This is a genomic window from Okeania sp. SIO3I5 (assembly GCF_010672085.1).
Lineage (GTDB): Bacteria > Cyanobacteriota > Cyanobacteriia > Cyanobacteriales > Microcoleaceae > Trichodesmium.
On sequence record NZ_JAAHHT010000177.1, the window covers coordinates 1,936 to 20,313 of the forward strand.

General features: G+C 36.5%; 20 protein-coding genes. 4 read left to right on the forward strand and 16 right to left on the reverse strand.

Annotation, left to right across the window (positions count from 1 at the left end; translation table 11 throughout):
- Positions 1 to 124 precede the first annotated feature (124 nt).
- From F6K40_RS28715 to F6K40_RS28750, 8 genes are all read right to left on the reverse strand, one after another.
- Positions 125 to 712: a class I SAM-dependent DNA methyltransferase gene (locus F6K40_RS28715; protein ID WP_293140708.1), complete on the reverse strand. Its 588-nt coding sequence runs from the start codon at positions 710 to 712 to the stop codon at positions 125 to 127.
- A 91-nt stretch (positions 713 to 803) separates the two neighbouring features.
- Positions 804 to 1,391 carry a class I SAM-dependent DNA methyltransferase gene (locus F6K40_RS28720; RefSeq protein WP_293140710.1) on the reverse strand — a complete coding sequence of 196 codons (588 nt, stop codon included), beginning with the start codon at positions 1,389 to 1,391 and terminating at the stop codon, positions 804 to 806.
- A gap of 90 nt (positions 1,392 to 1,481) precedes the next feature.
- Entirely contained in the window at positions 1,482 to 1,643 is a 162-nt protein-coding gene (locus F6K40_RS28725; RefSeq protein WP_293140712.1) for a hypothetical protein, read from the reverse strand.
- A gap of 84 nt (positions 1,644 to 1,727) precedes the next feature.
- Positions 1,728 to 2,066, reverse strand: a complete 339-nt coding sequence (locus F6K40_RS28730) for a class I SAM-dependent DNA methyltransferase (protein WP_293140714.1) — start codon at positions 2,064 to 2,066, stop codon at positions 1,728 to 1,730.
- A 452-nt stretch (positions 2,067 to 2,518) separates the two neighbouring features.
- Complete coding sequence (locus F6K40_RS28735; RefSeq protein WP_293140716.1) at positions 2,519 to 3,454, reverse strand: phosphoribulokinase; 936 nt, start codon at positions 3,452 to 3,454, stop codon at positions 2,519 to 2,521.
- A gap of 560 nt (positions 3,455 to 4,014) precedes the next feature.
- The gene (locus F6K40_RS28740; RefSeq protein ID WP_293140718.1) at positions 4,015 to 4,668 is read right to left on the reverse strand and encodes an SH3 domain-containing protein; all 654 of its coding nucleotides are present in this window, start codon (positions 4,666 to 4,668) and stop codon (positions 4,015 to 4,017) included.
- Between the two features lie 963 nt (positions 4,669 to 5,631).
- Positions 5,632 to 6,843 carry a M20 metallopeptidase family protein gene (locus F6K40_RS28745; protein ID WP_293140720.1) on the reverse strand — a complete coding sequence of 404 codons (1,212 nt, stop codon included), beginning with the start codon at positions 6,841 to 6,843 and terminating at the stop codon, positions 5,632 to 5,634.
- A 166-nt stretch (positions 6,844 to 7,009) separates the two neighbouring features.
- Positions 7,010 to 7,177: a hypothetical protein gene (locus tag F6K40_RS28750; RefSeq protein WP_293140722.1), complete on the reverse strand. Its 168-nt coding sequence runs from the start codon at positions 7,175 to 7,177 to the stop codon at positions 7,010 to 7,012.
- 65 nt (positions 7,178 to 7,242) lie between these two features.
- Here F6K40_RS28750 and F6K40_RS28755 point away from each other — a divergent pair, with 65 nt between their 5' ends.
- Together F6K40_RS28755 and F6K40_RS28760 are read left to right on the forward strand one after the other, a co-directional pair.
- Positions 7,243 to 7,398 carry a hypothetical protein gene (locus F6K40_RS28755; protein WP_293140724.1) on the forward strand — a complete coding sequence of 52 codons (156 nt, stop codon included), beginning with the start codon at positions 7,243 to 7,245 and terminating at the stop codon, positions 7,396 to 7,398.
- 6 nt (positions 7,399 to 7,404) lie between these two features.
- Positions 7,405 to 7,701 (forward strand): hypothetical protein, encoded by a 297-nt coding sequence (locus tag F6K40_RS28760; protein ID WP_293140726.1) that lies wholly within the window; start codon positions 7,405 to 7,407, stop codon positions 7,699 to 7,701.
- A 150-nt stretch (positions 7,702 to 7,851) separates the two neighbouring features.
- Here the strand turns inward: F6K40_RS28760 and bioD are convergent, their stop codons facing one another.
- The 7 genes from bioD to F6K40_RS28795 form a co-directional block, all read right to left on the reverse strand.
- On the reverse strand, positions 7,852 to 8,544 hold the full coding sequence (gene bioD / locus F6K40_RS28765) for a dethiobiotin synthase (protein WP_293140727.1): 693 nt from the start codon (positions 8,542 to 8,544) through the stop codon (positions 7,852 to 7,854).
- A 321-nt stretch (positions 8,545 to 8,865) separates the two neighbouring features.
- Positions 8,866 to 9,492, reverse strand: coding sequence for an exopolysaccharide biosynthesis protein (locus F6K40_RS28770; protein ID WP_293140729.1), 627 nt, complete (start codon positions 9,490 to 9,492; stop codon positions 8,866 to 8,868).
- Between the two features lie 513 nt (positions 9,493 to 10,005).
- The gene (gene ahcY, locus F6K40_RS28775) at positions 10,006 to 11,283 is read right to left on the reverse strand and encodes an adenosylhomocysteinase (protein ID WP_293140731.1); all 1,278 of its coding nucleotides are present in this window, start codon (positions 11,281 to 11,283) and stop codon (positions 10,006 to 10,008) included.
- 279 nt (positions 11,284 to 11,562) lie between these two features.
- Entirely contained in the window at positions 11,563 to 12,144 is a 582-nt protein-coding gene (locus F6K40_RS28780; RefSeq protein ID WP_293140733.1) for a Uma2 family endonuclease, read from the reverse strand.
- A gap of 18 nt (positions 12,145 to 12,162) precedes the next feature.
- Entirely contained in the window at positions 12,163 to 12,693 is a 531-nt protein-coding gene (locus tag F6K40_RS28785; protein WP_293140735.1) for a COP23 domain-containing protein, read from the reverse strand.
- Between the two features lie 488 nt (positions 12,694 to 13,181).
- Entirely contained in the window at positions 13,182 to 13,712 is a 531-nt protein-coding gene (locus tag F6K40_RS28790) for a COP23 domain-containing protein (protein WP_293140737.1), read from the reverse strand.
- A gap of 85 nt (positions 13,713 to 13,797) precedes the next feature.
- The gene (locus tag F6K40_RS28795; RefSeq protein ID WP_293140739.1) at positions 13,798 to 14,511 is read right to left on the reverse strand and encodes a hypothetical protein; all 714 of its coding nucleotides are present in this window, start codon (positions 14,509 to 14,511) and stop codon (positions 13,798 to 13,800) included.
- Between the two features lie 296 nt (positions 14,512 to 14,807).
- On the opposite strand from F6K40_RS28795, the gene F6K40_RS28800 reads away from it, so the two are divergent.
- Positions 14,808 to 15,125, forward strand: a complete 318-nt coding sequence (locus F6K40_RS28800; RefSeq protein WP_293140745.1) for an ABC transporter substrate-binding protein — start codon at positions 14,808 to 14,810, stop codon at positions 15,123 to 15,125.
- 55 nt (positions 15,126 to 15,180) lie between these two features.
- The gene (locus tag F6K40_RS28805; RefSeq protein ID WP_293140741.1) at positions 15,181 to 15,462 is read left to right on the forward strand and encodes a hypothetical protein; all 282 of its coding nucleotides are present in this window, start codon (positions 15,181 to 15,183) and stop codon (positions 15,460 to 15,462) included.
- Positions 15,463 to 15,655: 193 nt separating this feature from the next.
- Here the strand turns inward: F6K40_RS28805 and F6K40_RS28810 are convergent, their stop codons facing one another.
- Positions 15,656 to 18,064, reverse strand: coding sequence for a caspase family protein (locus F6K40_RS28810; RefSeq protein ID WP_293140743.1), 2,409 nt, complete (start codon positions 18,062 to 18,064; stop codon positions 15,656 to 15,658).
- Positions 18,065 to 18,378: the final 314 nt, after the last annotated feature.

An 18,378-nucleotide genomic window follows, 5' to 3' on the forward strand; every position in this document is an offset into this window, starting at 1 on the left:
ATAAAATTCTTCAGCAGAAATTTTATTTACCATAATTTATAGTTGAAAATTGACTTGTATTTACTATCCCATGTAATACGATCAATAGACAATATTAAATTTTAAATTTTAGTCAACCATTACCTTAGTTGTTTTGTTCAATATAAATCATACGAGTTTGGATAGGAATACCTGTAGTTGGAGAAGTCCAACCAGTAATCCAATAATCTTCAATGGCATTTTTAATTGTAATTTTTGAATGGTCGTCAACTCGCACAGCAAAATTTTCAATATATTCCTCTGTCGCTTCATCAATACTAATAAAAATAGCTTGACGAGCAATTCGATCAAGATGTTCAATTGCTGTTTGAGCATCTTCAACACAATGTAATGAACTTAAACAAAAAACAAAATCGTAGGATTGAGTATCAATTTCAGGTAAAGCTGTTTCTATTAGTTTATGGATAGTTTTATAACCTCTTGTAGTTGCATATTCTAGCATATTAGCTGAAATATCAATTCCTGTATATTCAAAATCTCCCTGCAATAATTGACTCAGAAAACCTGTGCCACAACCAATATCTAAAACACTACCTTGATGGTAATTATATTGATGGAATATTTTAGCTGCCTCATGGACGTGCTGTGCATTACACTTGGGGTCTTTTAGCACATCGTCATAGTTAGGAGCAAAATTATTATAAAATTCTTCAGCAGAAATTTTATTTACCATAATTTATAGTTGAAAATTGACTTGTATTTACTATCCCATGTAATACGATCAATAGACAATATTAAATTTTAAATTTTAGTCAACCATTACCTTAGTTGTTTTGTTCAATATAAATCATACGAGTTTGGATAGGAATACCTGTAGTTGGAGAAGTCCAACCAGTAATCCAATAATCCTCAATAGCATTTTTAATTGTAATTTTTGAATAGTCGTCAACTGGCACAGCAAAATTTTTAATATATTCCTCTGTCGCTTCATCAATACTAATTAAAATAGCTTGACGAGCAATTCGATAAACATGATCAATTGCTATTTGAGGATCTTCAACAAATAACAACGAACCCAGACAAAAAACAAAATCGTAGGATTGAGTATCAATTTCAGGCAAAGCTATTTCAATTGATTTGTGGATGGTTTTATAACCTCTTTTAGTGGCATAAGCTAACATTTTACTAGAAATATCAATACCTGTATATTCAAAATTTCCCTGTAATAATTCACTCAAAAAACCTGTGCCACAACCAATATCTAAAACACTACCTTGATGGTAATTATATTTATGAAATATTTTAGCTGCCTCATGGACGTGCTGTGCATTACACTTGGGGTCTTTTAGCACATCATCATACTTAGCAGCCAAATTATCATAAAATTCTTCAGCAGAAATTTTATTTACCATAACTTATAGTTAAAATTTACTTAGATTTACCATTCCGTATAATACGATCAATAGGCAATATTAAATGCCAAGTCTTATTAAATCATTACCTTAGCTTTTTTGTTCAATATAAATCATCCGAGTTCGGATAGGAATACCTTGACTTGAAGAAACCCAACCTATAATAAAATAATCTTCGATAGCATTTTCAATTACTATTTTTGAATGGTCGTAAACTGGAACAATAAACTTTTTAATATATTCCTCTGTCAATTCATCAAGGCTTATTAAAATAGCTTGACGAGCAATTCGATAAATATGCTTGATCGCTGTTTTAGCATCTTCTACAAAATGTAATTAACTTAAACAAAAAACCAAATCGTAGGAGTTAGAATCTACTTCTGCCAAAGCCATTTCTATTGGTTTATGAATAGTTTTATAACCTCTTTTTGCTGCATATTTCAACATCTCAGCAGAAATATCAATACCCGTATATTCAAAATCTCCTTGTAATAATTCACTGAGAAGTCCAGTTCCACAAGCAATATCTAAAATACTGCCTTGATTATGATTGTGTTGGTGGAAGATTTTAACTGCCTCATTATGCAGATTTGCATTAGACTTTCTCTTGGCAACATCATCATATTTGATAGCATAATCATCATAAAATTCTTCAGGAGAAATTTTGTTAGACATAGTTTCTAGTTCAAAAGTTACTTAATTTATACTCTACCAACACAACTTTATTGTCAAATAAAATCTGACAAGGATACGAGAGCTGAATACTAACTATTAAGCAATCCTCAATAATTAGTAAAAATTCAAAACTTATAGATAAAAAACAGTAAATTTTTCCCCATATTTCCTATTTATAGTGTTTTCCAATGAGATGTAAATCTAGATTGAGTGTTTTTCTAATCAAAACAGCATTTTTTGAGTACCCAATAATCCTTGTATAAAACTACTATTTAATCCTATTTTCCTTTCTTCACCGAAAAATTAAGGTTTAAAGCCTTTCCTTTCAAGGATAAAAAACAAAAAAATTCCTTTTAACCAATCCTCTTCTTAAAAAGAAGAGGTAATAATTAATTATCAATTATCAATTATTAATTATTAATTATTAATTATTAATTATTAATTATTCCCTTCTACTGATAAATATTAGTTGCCTTAATCATGTGATAAGCAACAAGTAATTGAGTCAAAGCAAGAGGATAACTCTGGAGCAACTCCCCAGTTGTTCCAACTAACTTACCAATATCTGGGTTTCCTTTCGGCGAACAAAAATCTTTTAAATAAGGCGTGTCCTGACAGAGAATTATCTCTAACTCATTTACCTGTTCCTTAGTAGCATTACTGTCAATTTCCAAAACATCTACTGGTTTACCCATATCTCGGTCTAAACCCAAACGGACTGCTGGTTGAAAACTCGGACTACCTTGACCAATAATTTCTAGAAAATCTGGATGAGGAATAGTTGGTCTGAGTACCAAACGGACATGAAGTTGAGAACTATTTATATCATTAGAAGGGGGATAAAAAGTAACAACTACATCTGCCCATTTACGTTGTGGACGGATAAACTCGTCCGAGTCTGGTTCCCGCTTTTCCATTTCTTTGAGAACTTGTGCCTCACTGTAGCCCCTTTTCATCGTGTCCCGTTTTACTTTCCATCTTGCCCTTAATTCTTCTGGAGGAGCTAAGTACACTTTCACATCGTAACAATCCCTTGCCCCCCTAGTCGAATAACCCAGTAGTCCCTCAACAATCACGAATTTGTTAGGTTTGATGTATTCTGGAGGGTCAAATGTTCCAGTTGAGTGATTATAAATAGGTTTGAGAATTGGTTGTCCAGTACGCAGCAGAGTTAGATGTTGCTGCATTATATCAAGATGGTTACAATCTGGGTGGAGGGCTGTAATACCTATTTCAGCTCGTTGTTTTCTATCATAGCGATGGTAATCATCTGTACAGATAATAGTGACATTTTCTGGCCCTAATACTTGAGCTATTCCTCTAGTCAAGGTAGTTTTACCCGCAGCGCTATCACCCACAATACCTAGGATTATTGGACGGTTACTCATAATTAATTTTATTCTCCCTGTACCGGACAATGGCCTATATGGCGCACCCTCAAATTTTTAGTAATAATTAATTTTATGGTCTATTTGGCACTGGGGGCAAGATTTTTGATCATCAAAGGAAATAGGAAGTAGAGCAAAATTTAGAATTTAGAATTCAGAATTCAGAAGTTAAGTTTACAGCACTGACTATATTTGAGAGTTCGTTATTGTAGTGGATTAACACAACTTAAATGCTGCAATAAGTATAGGTTGGGTTGAGGGATGAAACCCAACCTACGTCTGACTAACTGATAACTGAAATGACTTTTTCTGAATTAATTATTGCTCTGCTGATTAAATATCAAAGTATTGACTGATATTTGTTTCAGCCTTTTTATCCCCTGAAAAAGTGCCAGCTTTTCGGTCCAAAGAGCTGCATAAAGCTAGTATTTTGGGGCGATTATGGTAGAACAATCAAGGGACAAGTTTTCCGACTACCTCCTCTACAATTCCTATTTCTCCTGTCTCCTGTCTTCTGTCTCCTGTCTCCTACCTCTACTAAAAGACTTTTTCAGCAAACCCTAATTACATTGAATATAAGGCTTCCATACCCAGCCTACTTGTTGAGGGTTGGCCATAGACCTAACATAAACCCACTTTGTTTCAGACTGTTGTCCTGCTGGTGGTTGTGAAACTTGTAGTTGAGTACCCTTATTAAAAATATAAGGCAGAGGTCTACTTCGAGCATTAGGAAAATCTTGAACTGCAATATAAGGGGACTCAGGCCAACCTGTAACTTGACACATTGTTCCTATAGGTATTCCACCTGTCGTACTGCCTGTATTAGGTAGTTGTGAAGCAGAGCGTGTATTGCAATTTTGCAGATAGGGAGTATATACCCAACCTTGAGTATTATTAGGTCCAGTTACTTGCGTCCATTGTCCATCATTGGATCTATTGATGACTGTTACAGAAGTACCATTATTAAAAAAAGCAATATTATTACTACTACCTGGTTGATCTCGGAAATCTACACCCTGACGACTATCTGCTGGTGAAGATTGAAGTTGACAAACTTCTTGTTGTTGAGCAATTAATATCTTATTTGTATCGTTAATAGGTGGAGTCCATTGGTCTGCCTTAGCAATATTTGGCATTTGGCTTCCTAATAATGATAGAGAAGCAATTGTTAATATTCTTAGGTAGTTTGGTTTTTGCTTGATGTTATTTTGCATAAATATTCTGAACTATTTTTAATTACAAGTTTAGCTACAAACTATATAAGTCTATATTTCGGATATTTTGATTATTCTTAAGACTTTATTTAGATAAAAATACCTTTTTTAAAAAAGCAGTATAAACGATAATAATCTTGATATTTTAATACTAAATTACCTTAATTACAAGGGAAGTTTAGTAACTTTAAAAATCTCCTAATTTACCTTTTAACTTCTCTAAATATGAGATAGGGAAGATAGGGAAGATAAGAAAAATTAGTGCCGCTACGCGGAATTAAAAATGCAAAATTCAAAATGCATGCATTATTGGTTAGTAAGGCTTTTATAATTTTGTAACTGGTCAGTTATTTCTGCCATCCTGCACTAAGATTTTTGTTGAAAGAAGCAGTTAGCTGATAGCTGATATAAAATCCGGTTATACAGTAATCGCATTCAAAAATCCTCAACTAAAATATGTGTTTGCTAGAAGGACGAATTTAAAAATTTATGCATTTTCATTTCCTTTCTTACTCCTTACTTCTTACTCCTTACTTCTTACTCCTTACTCATTACTCCTCAGTAATACGATAACTAATTACCCGGATTCTATATGACGTCTTTTAGCTCCGCATTCCGCAGGAAATGCTTACTAAAAAACTTCCATCTTAAAAATATAGCTAAGAAAGAATTGGTTAAGACAATTACTCATATCAAATCGGGTAGTATTGGTATAAAAAAGCAGAGAAACCGAGGAAAGTATCAAATGCCCTACACTTGCTGACATTAACCTCCCACAAACCCGGTTTCTGATAACGCTCCGAAGTCAGGGGATTTGATATGATCATAAATCTCAGACTAGGAAATGTTTTTCTGACTATTCCCTGTTCCCTGTTCCCTGGTATACAAATAAACTGGATTTTTGTAGTAAAAACCCAGTTTAAAATAGAAATTTGCTTTTCCAAAAAAGCCAAAAAATTATCCCTAATTACAAAACTTTTCGACACAACGAATAAACATTTCTACTCCGATTCCCAAAGCAGTTTCATCAAAATCAAACCGGGGATGATGATGAGGATAAGCTAAGTTTTTCTCAGCATTTGCAGAACCTAAAAAGAAATAACAACCAGGTATTTCTCGTAGAAAAAATGACATATCTTCACCGCCCAAAGTTTGACATTCTGGTACAACACCAGCAGGAGTTTCTACTATTGATTCAGCAACACTTTTAACTAAATCTGCAACTTTTGAATCGTTAATTAACGGCGGATAAAGTGGAGTATAATTAAACTCATAATTTGCCCCATAACTTGCACAAATTCCAGAAATTATTTGTTCGATTCGTTTACCGAAATAATCTTGGTAAGCTAAATTAAAATAGCGGACAGTTCCACTCATTCTAGCAGTATCGGCAATAACATTAAATGCTCTACCTGCCTTCAACTGCCCCACTGTTACAACTGCTGAATCTATAGGATTAATATTCCGAGCTACTATTGTTTGTAAAGCATTAACAATTTGTGCTGCTACTACAATAGAATCTACAGTTTGATGTGGCATTGCTCCGTGCCCACCTTTCCCTAAAATTGTGCAACTAAATCTTTCGGTAGCTGCCATTAAAGCACCACTGCGGACTCCCAATGTTCCTAGGGGAAGATTATTCCACAGGTGCAAACCAATAATAGTATCTACATCAGGATTTTTCAGCACCCCTGCTTCAATCATTGGTTTAGCGCCTCCGGGTCCTTCTTCGGCAGGTTGGAAGATGATTTTTACGATACCACTAAAATCTTGACGATGATTAGCGAGATAGTAGGCAGTACCGAGAGCGATCGCTGTATGTCCATCATGGCCACAGGCGTGCATAATACCATCATGTATGGATCTATATGGAACATCGTTTAATTCTTGTATTGGTAGTGCATCTAAGTCTGCTCTGATACCGAGTACAGGTCCTGGTTTACCGCTATTAATAATTGCGACTATACCTGTGTTAGCAATTCCTGTTTGATGTTCGATGCCCCACTCTTGCAATTTTTCGGAAATAAATTTTGCTGTTAGGTGTTCTTTGAAACCTAATTCGGGTCTTTGATGCAGATGTCGTCGCCACTCAACTAATAGAGGTTGCAGTTTTCTAATGTCTGACCGCAGTTGAGATTCGATCGCAAAATTTGAGGTTGAAATAGTTGAAACCATATTTTTGATAATTAAGAATTTGGTAGTCCTGTATAGTAATGGTATACAGGAAAAAAGGGCGTTGCATAAATGCGGGATGATTTTAATAGTTTTGTGGAATGGGCATCTTGCCCGTTCCTGATATTTTTGGACAGGCAGGATGCCCCTCCTACTTAATATTAATCCCTTAATTCAGCAACGCCGAAAAAAGAATATCTGGCACGGGAGCAAGATGCTCCCACTGCCCTACCTCGTAACAAACATTGCCGGACAATGCACTACTTTCACAATGCACCACCACCAAGCAATATCTGGCACGGGAGCAAGATGCTCCCACTCCCCTACCTCGTAACAAACATTGCCGGACAATTCACTACTTTTACAATGCACCACCACCAAGCAAGAATTTAACTTCTGACTATGGTATACAGGAAAAACGAATATCTGGCACGGGAGCAAGATGCTCCTACTGTTCTCCTAACAAATATTGCCGGACAATCCACTACTTTTACAATGCACCACCACCAAGCAATATCTGGCACGGGAGCAAGATGCTCCCACTGCCCTACCTCGTAACAAACATTGCCGGACAATCCACTACTTTTACAATGCACCACCACCAAGCAATATCTGGCAGGGGAGCAAGATGCTCCCACTGCCCTACCTCGTAACAAACATTGCCGGACAATCCACTACTTTTACAATGCACCACCACCAAGCAAGAATTTAACTTCTGACTATGGTATACAGGAAAAACGAATATCTGGCACGGGAGCAAGATGCTCCTACTGTTCTCCTAACAAATATTGCCGGACAATCCACTACTTTTACAATGCACCACCACCAAGCAAGAATTTAACTTCTGACTATGGTATATAGGAAAAAAGAATATCTGGCAGGGGAGCAAGATGCTCCCACTGTTCTCGTAACAAATATTGCCGGACAATCCACTACTATTACAATGCAGATACATCAAGCAAGAATTTAACTCCTAACTCCTGACTCCTGATTTTTGACTCCTAACTTCTATTATACTTTGGTTAATACTGGCAGAAATTTTTCTAAATCCAGGTTAGAAGCAGCTTTAGCTAAATTAGCTAAGTCAGCAATATCTGCTAAATGTGGTATAATGCCACAAACTTGTACTTGGGTTAAGGATTCAATTAGGTCAACTGGAGTCCAGTCAGCAATTTCTTGTTCCGAGCAAGGTTTCACACAGTTAAGAATAATTCCTAAGAGATTAACCTTCATTTGACGAGCTAGGGCGACATTTGCTACAGTTTGAGCGATCGCCCCTAACTTGACTGGTACAACCAAAATAGTAGGTAAATGCCAATCTCTAGCTATGTCTGCTACTGTCAGTTCGTGAGTTACAGGGGAACCAAGTCCTCCTAAACCTTCGACTAATACAAAATCTTTTTGCTGTCGCAAGGTTGTAAAGGTTGACCATACCTTGTCTAATTCTATCAGATGACCTTCCCGTTCTGAAGCTACTGGAGGAGCAACTGGAGTTTCATACCACAAAGGGTTGATTTCGTCAAGAGATTGTTCAAGGGAAAATAGTTTCGTGTAGAGTTCGCGATCGCCAATCCCAGTTTGAATAGGTTTAAATAAACCTAATTTAAGGTCTTTGTGGTAAGTTTGCCAGTAGGAAGTAAGAGCGATCGTCAATATTGTTTTACCAGCGTCAGTATCAGTTGCAGTAATTAAAAGTTCTTTCAAAGTGTCTATCCCAGAATTTAATTGATAATTATTTCATTATATTAGGACTTACACAGACAAACTCAGAAACCGGGTTTTTTCCTAGATGTCTATTATAAAAACAACAACTTATCATAAAAACCTGGTTTCTTTGCGTAAGTCCTGTGTATTAGATTGTTTCATCTTACAGCAGTTTTCCTGCATGGTATACCACAGTAGGGACGTTCCATGGAACGTCCCTACGGGGTTTTGCTTATGGCGATGTGGTTCATTAACCTGAAAATTGCTGTAATTTAGACGGATGTACTGATAACTGATAACTGAGTAACTGATAACTGAATTCTAACCTCCAGTCAAATAATTTTTAATCAATTCAATTCCACCCTTAACAACCTCATAACCAAAAACCAAAATTAAACCACTTAAAGTTGCTCCCATTACACAAAGCACCAACCCACCCAAACTAATAACACCATCATCATCCAACAAACCAAAACCAGTAACAAAAATCCCGATCGCTGGTAAAGTATTAGTACCCGGAATAGGAATCATCATTGAAATAGCCATCAGAGCGATCGCGCACCCAATCACAATTCTACCAACAAAACTTGTGCAAATATAACTCAATCGAGGACGAGATATCACCTCAATTTTCTGTAACCAAGGAATGCCAGACTTCAAAATTCCTTGTATTTTATCAATAGAAATAGAACGATTTAAGCAACTTTTAGGCAACCACGGAGTTTTTGAACCAACTATTAGTTGAACTGCCAATAAAAGTAATAAAATTCCAAATGGAATAGAGTAACCAGGAGCAGGTACAGGCAAAGCAGAAGGTAGAGACAAAATCACGAATAAAAAGCCAAAAATTCTCTCTCCTGCTAAGTCAATAATATCTCTCAAAGTAACTTGAGCAGCAAGTTTTTCATCAAAAAAATATCGTTGTAATTCTACAGATAATTTAGCCATAGATTTATCTTAAATAATAGACATCTCCAAAAATCAAAAATGAAATAAATTCAAGATATGAAATCAACAATTTCATTCCCTATTCCCTATTCCCTATTCCCTATTCCCTACTTCTGCAAGAAGTCTAATAAATATAAATTTTGAATAAGTAGGGGCTTAGTCACCAAGCCCCTACAACCCTTTTCAGATTGATAAACCGCATCGTCATAACCAAAACCCTGTAGGGGCGAACGACCGTTAGCTTACGCATAACTATCGTTAACGCCCCTACTGTGGTTTACTGAAATGAAAACTGCTGTAAAGTATAAATTAGTGATTAAAACTCAACTAAAATAAAGCCAAAAATTTTTCCAGGAATAGGAATTAATATTGAACTAGCTATCAGCTTTTCCTAATGGAATTCTTAGCCAACAGCATTTATATCATGTGCAGCTAAAAATTCAAGGGTAACAGTTCCCAACTATATTTGAAAAATTCGTTTTGGCTGTTAATATAGGTGAGTGCTACTTCTTATTAGGTACCAACAGTCCAGGAATTGATGTACTCAATTTGTTCGGGAGTCAAACTATCAATACCAATACCCATTGCCTGTAATTTCAAACGAGCAATTTCCTTATCAACTTCCTCAGGAATAGAGTGTAAACCAGGCTCTAATTTACCTTTATTTGTCACCAAATATTCACAAGCTAATGCTTGGTTAGCAAAACTCATATCCATAACTGCACTAGGATGACCTTCAGCAGCAGCTAAGTTAATTAACCGTCCTTCACCTAATACAATTACAGACTTACCATTTTTGAGTTTATACTGTTGAGTGAAAGGCCGAACTGTCTTGATCTCATCAGCTTTTTGACCCAAAGTTTCCAGGTCAATTTCAATATCAAAGTGACCAGAGTTACAAACGATCGCTCCATCCTTCATCACATCGAAATGTTCGCCACGAATAACGTGCTTATTACCAGTAACAGTAACAAATAAATCGCCTATAGGAGCAGCTTCCGCCATTGGCATTACTCGGAAACCATCCATGATAGCTTCAATAGCGCGAACTGGATCGATTTCAGTTACAACTACATTTGCACCTAAACCTCTAGCGCGAAGAGCAGTACCCTTACCGCACCATCCGTAACCAACAACAACAACAGTTTTACCTGCTAATAAAACATTAGTAGCACGGATGATACCATCTAAAGTAGATTGACCCGTACCGTAGCGGTTATCAAAGAAGTGTTTTGTGTCCGCATCGTTAACATTCATCGCCGGGAAAGTCAATACCCCATCATTAAACATTGCACGGAGACGAACAATACCAGTAGTAGTTTCTTCAGTGGTACCAATGAGTTCGGGAAGTTGATCTTGTCTGTTTTTTACTAGAGTTGCGACAACATCACTACCATCATCAATAATAATATTAGGTCTGTGGTCTAAAGCAATTTCAACGTGGCGCAGATAAGTTGCTTCATCCTCTCCTTTCATGGCAAATACAGAAATACCATGATCAACTACTAGACTAGCAGCTACATCATCTTGAGTAGATAGAGGGTTACTAGCAATTAAGACAGCATCAGCTCCTGCATTTTTGAGAGCGATCGCTAAATGAGCAGTTTCAGTTGTCACGTGACAGCAAGCTGCTAATTTAATTCCGCTTAATGGCTTTTCTTTGCCGAAACGTTCTTGAATTTGGCGTAGAACGGGCATTTCTCTACCTGCCCACTCAATTCTTTGCTTTCCTAGAGGGGCCAGAGATTCGTCTTTAACTTCGTGTTTAATTTGGACTGGTGTTGCAACCATTCAGTTATTTCCTTATATATGATCATCTTTTTTTAGTTTAACCAATTTTGCAGAACTCGATCAAGAGTGTTAATACGACAAAATTTACTTTGACATTCATACCAATATATGTTATGTCAATTTCATCAAATAAATAATGTTATAAAATTGTCTTGATTACAGCGGTTTTCATAATTAGTAGACCACAGTAGGGAGGTTCCATGGAACCTCCCTACAAGGTTTTGATTATGGCGATGTGGTTCATAAAGAGTGAAAAGTGCTGTAAGATAGGTAATATAGTTATGGGATTGGTGGTGGTAACATTTGACCTACAATCACACTCACATCAGGAAATACCAAAAGAGAAATACTTTCTGTTTCCGACAAAATAATCTCGTTTTGATAACCCGCTTCAGAAGGTTCGCGAAAAACGTGCAACTGGCGTTCTACAATATCTAAAACCCAATAATCTGCTATTCCCGATCTAGAATACGCTTTTGCTTTTTTATCCCGATCAATTCTGAAAGTTGTATCTGCAATCTCAATAATTAAATAAACTTCTGAAGCTGTTGGATGATGGTCTAAATAACGTTCTAGCGGTGGCATGACAAGAGCAATATCTGGTTCAGGTTCAGAATAATTATTTAATCGGATAGGATCTTGCATCCAGACTAAAACTTTCTCTGCCAAAAGATTTTCTAGTAATTTCTGTGTTTGCTTTCCAGCTATAACATGAGCAATACCTTTTGCTGCCATTCTAATTACTTGTCCTTCGATTAATTCTACTCGTTCTTCTGGGTTTAATATTCCTGCTTCAGTCATCAGATAGTATTCATCAACTGTCCACAGTCGAAATGTTAAAGGAGTCTCTGTTTTCTGCATAACTTTAATAAATTACACCTATTGAACAATTGGATCTTCAGTTTTTGGCATTGATGATGTTATCCCTTCAAGTGTTTGCATAATTCTATGGGGTGGAGTATCTGAATTTAAAATTAACAACAGACCAAGATATTTATTATTTCTATACGCATCACCTTCATACTTAGAAATATAAATTGCTCTTTCACTAGATTCAGGAGATACTGGTTTCCAAGCTAAATAACCAATATTTTTGGTTTTGTGAAAATTATTTAACCTGTTAGCAACATTTTTGCAACGTTCTGAAGGCTTAGTTTTTTTATCTGGACTAGAAGTTTTAAATATAATGATCGGGATATTTCCCAAGTCTGACCTAGCAACTACAGTTGGATAGACCGTATTTTTGATATCGCTTTCGTTATCAATTTGATGTTGATCATCACAGAAATACGGTATACCTTGCTCTAAAATTTCTCGATCGCGACTAACTTCTCTAGCTTTGCCAGCATTACTCCCTGAGAGCAAAATTGTTGTCACTAGCAACACAGAGCCAAAAAATCGAAATCCCATTTTTTTTATTCCTTACTTAGAGATAGATTGTTGTTAGAGAAGGTGACCCTTTTTTGAATTCAAAATTCACGCATTCAAAGTTCAAAAGTTTTGGTTTATTCCTTAATTTGAATAATTATTTAATTAAGGATTCAAACCTCGTTCTTCAAAGCTCGAAAAAATCAAAAATATTTTCCTTATTTCAAGCCTCTGACTTGAGGCAGAGGTTATAATGAGTGAATTAATAATTTTGAATTTTGAATTGATTTGACAAGAAGTGCCGTATTTAACTAAGAAGTTTCCTATAAGCTTTTAAAACTACGAAATTAGCACAATTTCACCTTCTAACTCTAATCTAAAATTATTCAATGAACCTATCCCACTATTTTTGAAACCCTTCTATTCAGGTAATATAAAAATAGAGAAATCCTCAAAAATTATCCTTTGTGGAATAGACTCATCTACTTCTTCAGATAATTTTCCCTATGAACAGGAAAGTATTTTTTTTACTAATGTATTAATGGTTCACCATTGCTAGATATTGAAGAAATTCCCCGAATCTCATCAAGAATCTTCTCTCCATTATCATTTTGTTGAAGTGTAATCAACAACCGCACAAAATCAGGATCCTCTTTCAAAAGATCGGCATGATCGGCATCATACTTTGAAATACAAATTGCCTGAAAGTTTGTTCCTTCCATATCCTCCAGGGTTAAATAACTAATAATTCTTAACCGATGAAATTCTCGCGCTCTTTTAGCAATAGTTCGACAACGCTCCAGAGGTGTCCACTTTTTACCAAATGTTTCTGTTCGGAATTCAATCAAACGAGCATTTCCTAAATCAGAACGAAACACTAATGTTGGGTAACTATAAGATGTCTTATCACAATAATAGACATTTTCCTGGTCAAGAATACCTTTTTTTGGAGCTATTTCCGCACCCGATGTCTGCCCCATTCCACTTGAAGCACTAAGACCAATTATTGTACTTAAAATTGTCAATAGTGAAAATAAAGAGAAAGCCAATTTATTTTTCATTCCTTTGTTCTCCTAAATTAATTAACTTTGAAAAAAAATATAATTTTATTGAATCAAAGAGCAAAAATTCATACTCTCAGGAAATTTATTCTAACAACTCAACAGATTTGAAAATCCTATCTACTTCTGACAGATATACATCATAATCTTCTTGATCAGCAGTATAGGTAATGAGAATGAAATAATCTCCTGGCAACTTAGGTTCTGCAATGATTCGCTTTCTCTTCAGAAAATACTGACCATTATTCCCAGAATAGATAATCTCACGAACATCACTACCATTTAAGTTAACCTTCTGATCGGACTCTATAGTGTAAGTACCCAACTGTCTAATTCTTCCAACCTGTGCGTCTGCAAATTCATCAAGTGAGAAAGGTCTTTCAATCTGTTCGATTTTGACTAGAATATTCTCCTGGTAAGATCCCTCACCACTATCAGGAGCTAAAAATTGAAATAAATCCTTAGTTGCTCCTAAAACACTAGGGGGATAGTTAATTGCTGGTTCCCTAAGTTCCCAAGATTTTGGATAACTAATATCGATACCATAGCGAGCGCTCTTCTGCTGTATCAGTTTGGGAGCTTTCGAGGAGAGCAAACTAAAGGTTAACCCACCAACACCAGCAATTACTGATAGAGAAATCAGAATAGGAATTATGGGCAAACTAATAGGTAGAGAGGAAGACACCACTTCATGTTGAAAGAGGCCACATTGTGGGCAAACTCTACCTTCAACTTCGCACTCATCATGCTGAAAATCAGCATTACCGTCTTTTGTCACACCTCGACATTTCCAAGACATTCTAGCTCAAATTTATATAAACTATAATTTTAAGCTAAATTATACCAATAAGGGTTTTTGTTGGGTTAACAAGCTTTGGAAAAGCTAACGAACCACATAGATCCAGGCCTGTCGCTAGGGAACTGGTTAAAGATTCTTCTATTGTAGGAGTTATATCATGTCCGGTTGAATAGTTACACTTCAGAGGAATACCAGAGGAAATCCCCCCAACCCCCCTTTGAAAGGGGGGCAGCAAAAGGGAATATTGCTTCAAAGGGATAAAGGTTTTTTATCACTGATTATCCGGACATGATATTATTGGCCATAATTCTAGTGGTGCCAGTAAGGCCGGGTTAGCTGTTTACGATCAGGCAGGTTTACCCATGATTTCTCCTACCAGCACCAGTACCTCGTTAAGCAGTAAAGTTTTTGTCAGGACAGTTCCCTCGGATGCAGCAGCAGGAAAAAAGCTGGCCAATTACGCCTATAACGATTGGATAGACAATGTAGTAATTTTTTACAATCCTAAAAGTGCCTACAGCAAAAGTCTGAAAGAAACTTTTGAAAAAAACTTTAACAACCTTGGGGGCGAAGTTTTTTGGAGCATTGATTTACAGGGCCTTTCGAATCAATAAACCACATCGTCACAAGTAAAATATCGTAGGGGCGATTCGCTTGCTCGCCCCTACTGTGGTTCACCCAAACGAAAACCACTGTAAGCATGGCGATCAGGGAGATGTAGAGAAAGTTGTCTTAGCAGCTAATTGGGAAGATGCGGTTCAAATGCTAGAGTTGTCAGTTTGTTCAGGAGACAAACAAGAGATAAAACGACAATTAGATGAACTGATAGAAAAAGTAGAAACGCCAGAGGAAAAGCAACAATTACAGGACTTACGCAAAATACCAAATTATACACCATCTGTAGGGGCGATTCGCTTGCTCGCCCCTACTAGATATGGTGGTTCTGTGTAAGTCCTGAATTATCTAGGCAGCTTAACTCCTATCTCAAAAATCAGCTCAATGACTTTCGTAAAGCAGGAGGAGAGGGTAATCCCAAGTATTTGTATTAGATGCTTATGTCTGACTGATATCTTTCTCCAACAAACCCGCTTTCTTATAACACGCTCGCCATTATTTCATAGCTCAGTTCACCAACGCCATTGTTTTAAACAACTCGATAGACAAAACTCAGAGTTCCCCAACTATTAATATCTAGAGCATAATCATCCGTTGATAACCCAGTAGATTCAATAGCTGATTGACTTGCACTCTGCAAATCTCGTAACATTGATTCTGCTATTGCTAAAGGATTCAATATTTCTTTAATTAACCGATCGTCTCTTACCTGACGCACCTCCCCATCAAGAGCTGCAATTGTTTCCTTAAATGGTTGATAGCTAGAGAAAATCAGAATTTCTGATAATCCTTCAGGACCTATTACCCTCCATCCAAAAGATTCTGGATCTTCAGGAGACTTGCTGATCGCTGGAGGCATATTTATACTATCTCCCGGAGAAACAACTAACCCTGTTTGTGAAGGTTGAGCATTATTATCAACTTGATTAGATATAGTTGGATCGAGAACAAGAATACGCCCACTATTGTCTAAAATGAATAACATAAAATAAACTGGGCGATCGCCATCATTATATAATTGAGATTGAATTCGACTACCAATGGGTAAAGTTAATAATCCATCAGAAACAGCAAATTTGCCTATATCATTAGTTAGAAATTTTCTCCCATCGCCGATCCCGAAAGTTTCTCGCCGCATAACGATCTTTGCTTCTGGGGTGACAGTAGCTAAGTTAGCTCTGATTTTAATTTTAGTAGATCCTTCATTTTTAGTTAAACGTAATATCTTAGCTGCGAGTAAGGTTTTCAATTGGGAATTTAACCTTTGTACTGCTACCTTTACTGCTTCTCCTCCTTCTCCTACACTATTGGGTATTCGCATTTCACCTAGAGAAAAGAGACCATAACGACCCTGAGACATAGACGGTAGAGGAGCAGAAGGACTTTGAGCAATATTTGTTTGGCGAACTCGACTAAATATATAATCTGCTGCCTGTATATTTGCCACTACACTAACTTGAGGTATTGCTGAAAAACCACTGGTAGCATCTACCCGCTCAATTCTTGACATCTCAGGATCTAGAGCTATCATCAAATCTATAGGTCTAGGCAAAACTCTAATCTTTTCACGAACCAGCGTTCCCGCCAAGAGTTGAGGACTAGGAGAAGATTTTTGAGCAGGTTTTTGTGTTTGACTGTCTTCTCCATTTTCTAGCATCTCGAGCTGCTGTTGCGTCTTTTCTGATGATTGTTGTGAGCTATTGTCAATGATTACAGAAACTTTCGCTTTTAAACCAGTTCTAGTCTTAATTTGTAATCGAAAGTTCGGATCTAAATCTGAACCAGGTAAGGTTGTGAATAGGGAATTAGATGTAAGCGCATCAAGAATACTAATTGGCAATCCTCCTAACCAAAGATTTGCTGTTTTACCCTTATCTTCTACTGAAGTGACTACACCACTAGCAGGTGGTAATGAAGGAATCAGGAAATTTCGATCGCCCATAACTATTGGAGTTATAGTAGTTACTGTTGTAGATTGAGCAATTTTCTGTTGTTTTGCTTCTTTAAAATCTGGCTGCTGACTAGCTCCAGTTACTTGTTCTACCGAGCTAGCAGCTCGTGAAAAACTAATTTGTACTTTAGTTGCAGGAATTGTAGACCACAAATTTTGGGTAAGAGCGTATGTAAATAGACCAGAACTAAAACCATTCCAGTCAGTTTCAGTAGCAAATTGGTTTTCCTGACTAGCATTAAGAATCACCCCTGGCACTTGGCTTTCATAAATTTGCTGTTCTGCTAGAAGATTTTGTAGATCGCGGAGTTCCGTTTGTATTGCTTTCTCTTTAATATTAATTTGCTCTGTAGTCGAACTAAGTCGAGAGCGAATTCTGAGAGCACCTTGCAAATTTTTACCAGGGTATACATAGCTAGTATCCAATACTGTTAATACTTTTGTTGTGGGGAGCGATCGCAATAATAACCATAGAGTCTCTTCTAGAACATCATTGACTGCTCTTCCGTGATCATTGGGAGGTATCCCATCTATTGGTACTAGAGTATTTTGAAATGTTAAATTTGAGGCATTTAACTCATTATTTTTATCCTCATTAATCATCTTACTCACACGACTACCATAGCCACTAAAGTGAAATAAAACTAAGTCATCCGGTTTAGCTTGATTAGTTAAATGATTAATAAAAGCTGTTTCTATATTTTCCCTAGTAGCTTGTTTATTTGTGAGAGTCAAAATATCAGCAGGTAAAAAACCAAACCGATGAACTAGCAATTCCTGCTGCATCTCAACATCCGTAACACACCCAGACAGAGGTGTATCTCGATATTCATTAATACCTACTAAAAATGCTAATTTACCTCCTGTAGTTTGAGCTAAGGCTTCTGAGTAACGACTTTGGAGACGCCACCACCCTGCTTCATTTATTCCCAATGCTCCCAAGGCCAAGCTAGCCCTTTGCAGAAATTCCCGCCGCTTTAATCCCATGCTTCTTCCTTAATTTCCTACCTTCAAGTAATAACTTTATATAACAACATTATTATTAATTTTTTATATAGATTGACGCATTCTGCCGTTAATCAATAAGGGCGATCGTGGCAAATTTTAAACACTCACGAGTTTAGTTTCCTGCGTCTTTCTGATCGGATTTTAACCAGTCATCAAGTTCAAACAACTCTTAGAAAAAATGTGCTTAAAACGAGTAATTGTCTCTATTTCCTAAATAAATAAGATGTTTTTGAGGTCAATTAATTAACCTCAAAACATAAGGTTAGGCAAAAATGTGGACATTGTTGCGTCCA

Coding starts and splice junctions, on each gene's coding strand:
- F6K40_RS28755 (WP_293140724.1), top strand. CDS start 7,243: ATGGTATACAGGAAAAACGAATATCTGGCACGGGAGCAAGATGCTCCT.
- F6K40_RS28795 (WP_293140739.1), bottom strand. CDS start 14,511: ATGTCTTGGAAATGTCGAGGTGTGACAAAAGACGGTAATGCTGATTTT.
- F6K40_RS28745 (WP_293140720.1), bottom strand. CDS start 6,843: ATGGTTTCAACTATTTCAACCTCAAATTTTGCGATCGAATCTCAACTG.
- F6K40_RS28730 (WP_293140714.1), bottom strand. CDS start 2,066: ATGTCTAACAAAATTTCTCCTGAAGAATTTTATGATGATTATGCTATC.
- F6K40_RS28715 (WP_293140708.1), bottom strand. CDS start 712: ATGGTAAATAAAATTTCTGCTGAAGAATTTTATAATAATTTTGCTCCT.
- F6K40_RS28780 (WP_293140733.1), bottom strand. CDS start 12,144: ATGCAGAAAACAGAGACTCCTTTAACATTTCGACTGTGGACAGTTGAT.
- F6K40_RS28740 (WP_293140718.1), bottom strand. CDS start 4,668: ATGCAAAATAACATCAAGCAAAAACCAAACTACCTAAGAATATTAACA.
- F6K40_RS28720 (WP_293140710.1), bottom strand. CDS start 1,391: ATGGTAAATAAAATTTCTGCTGAAGAATTTTATGATAATTTGGCTGCT.
- F6K40_RS28810 (WP_293140743.1), bottom strand. CDS start 18,064: ATGGGATTAAAGCGGCGGGAATTTCTGCAAAGGGCTAGCTTGGCCTTG.
- F6K40_RS28770 (WP_293140729.1), bottom strand. CDS start 9,492: ATGGCTAAATTATCTGTAGAATTACAACGATATTTTTTTGATGAAAAA.
- F6K40_RS28735 (WP_293140716.1), bottom strand. CDS start 3,454: ATGAGTAACCGTCCAATAATCCTAGGTATTGTGGGTGATAGCGCTGCG.
- F6K40_RS28785 (WP_293140735.1), bottom strand. CDS start 12,693: ATGGGATTTCGATTTTTTGGCTCTGTGTTGCTAGTGACAACAATTTTG.
- ahcY (WP_293140731.1), bottom strand. CDS start 11,283: ATGGTTGCAACACCAGTCCAAATTAAACACGAAGTTAAAGACGAATCT.
- F6K40_RS28790 (WP_293140737.1), bottom strand. CDS start 13,712: ATGAAAAATAAATTGGCTTTCTCTTTATTTTCACTATTGACAATTTTA.